This is a genomic window from Streptomyces luteolifulvus (assembly GCF_008806595.1).
Lineage (GTDB): Bacteria > Actinomycetota > Actinomycetes > Streptomycetales > Streptomycetaceae > Streptomyces > Streptomyces luteolifulvus.
This window is the reverse complement of sequence record NZ_VZRB01000098.1, coordinates 1-1,330: the sequence shown is the minus strand read 5'-3', so window position 1 is coordinate 1,330 and position 1,330 is coordinate 1. Positions and strand designations below refer to the sequence as shown.

General features: G+C 69.5%; 1 protein-coding gene. It reads left to right on the top strand.

What is annotated here, in order from left to right:
* A partial coding sequence (gene cysS, locus F7R91_RS41740) for a cysteine--tRNA ligase (RefSeq protein ID WP_150959095.1) occupies positions 1-1,330 on the top strand: 1,330 nt, incomplete at both ends.

Sequence of the window (1,330 nt, the reverse complement as noted above, 5' to 3'; positions counted from 1 at the left end):
CCGGCAGATCCGTGACTTCACCCCGCTCCAGCCGGGCTGCGTCTCGATCTACCTGTGTGGCGCCACCGTGCAGGCGGCCCCGCACATCGGGCACATCCGGTCCGGCCTCAACTTCGACATCATGCGCCGCTGGTTCGAGTACCGGGGCTATGACGTCACGTTCATCCGCAATGTGACGGACATCGACGACAAGATCATCGCCAAGGCGGCCGAGCAGAACCGCCCCTGGTGGTCGATCGGGTACGAGAACGAGCGCGCCTTCGACGACGGCTACACCGCCCTCGGCTGCCTCCCGCCGACGTACGAGCCCCGCGCCACCGGTCATGTCACCGAGATGGTCGAGATGATGCGCGTCCTCATCGAGCGCGGTCACGCCTACGAGGCCGACGGCAGCGTCTACTTCGACGTCCGCTCCTGGCCCTCCTACCTGGAGCTGTCCAAGCAGGACCTCGACGAGATGCGGCAGCCCGCCGAGGAGGGCATCACCGGCAAGCGGGACCCGCGCGACTTCGCCATGTGGAAGGCGGCCAAGCCGGGCGAGCCCGACTGGGAGACGCCGTGGGGCCGCGGCCGTCCGGGCTGGCACCTGGAGTGCTCGGCGATGGCGCACCGGTACCTGGGTTCCGCCTTCGACATCCACGGCGGCGGACTGGACCTGGTCTTCCCGCACCACGAGAACGAGATCGCCCAGGCCAAGGCCTTCGGCGACGACTTCGCGCGGTACTGGGTGCACAACGCCTGGGTCACCATGAGCGGCGAGAAGATGTCCAAGTCGCTCGGCAACTCGGTCCTGGTGAGCGAGATGGTCAAGCAGTGGCGTCCGATCGTCCTGCGCTACTACCTCGGCACCCCGCACTACCGCTCGACCATCGAGTACAGCGAGGAGGCCCTGCGCGAGGCCGAGTCGGCGTTCGCGCGCATCGAGGGCTTCATGCAGCGCGTGGTGGAGAAGGCGGGCGTCGTCGAGCCGTCCGCCGAGGTCCCGCCCACCTTCGCCGAGGCCATGGACGACGACCTGGGCGTCCCGCAGGCCCTCGCCGTCGTCCACACCACGGTCCGGCAGGGCAACAGCGCCCTCGCGGCTGACGACAAGGAAGCCGCGGTGGCCTGCCTCGCCGAGGTGCGCGCCATGCTCGGCGTCCTCGGTCTCGACCCGCTCGACCCGCAGTGGGCCGACGAGGAGAGCTGCGGCGAGGATCTGCACGGCGTCGTCGACAGCCTCGTAGGACTCGTCCTCGAGCAGCGCGAGGCCGCCCGCGCCCGCAAGGACTGGGCCACCGCGGACGCCATCCGCGACCAGCTCAACCAGTCGGGACTCGTCATCGAGGAC